1 pseudogene is annotated in these 311 nt (G+C 55.9%); it reads left to right on the forward strand.

What is annotated here, in order from left to right:
* A pseudogene (locus tag AUR66_RS22950) lies at nucleotides 1–311 on the forward strand (Mur ligase family CapB protein); the annotation flags it as partial.

Genomic DNA, 311 nt, shown 5'->3' on the forward strand with positions numbered 1-311 from the left:
GACTCACGTGGTTAGCGGTGAACAACATCCGGTGCTCCACGAGTACATGCAAGAAGAGATTGAACACCGTGGCGGAACCATCGAACAGGTTGAGGTCCCATCTCGCCATGAAGGATTCCTGGGAGCAGAGACCGTTCACGCTCTTGATGCCGTACTCGAAGCAGTTGGAGAGTCACCACTCGCGCCGAAGGAACTCGACGCGTATCTGGAGTCATTTCAGCCAGAGTGGACGTATGTGCCGAACGGACGGGTGTACAACGCAGCCGAAGTGAATGACATCGAGAGTACGGAACTCGTCAGACGCGCACTCG

It is taken from the genome of Haloferax profundi, from assembly GCF_001469865.1.
Taxonomy (GTDB): Archaea; Halobacteriota; Halobacteria; order Halobacteriales; family Haloferacaceae; genus Haloferax; species Haloferax profundi.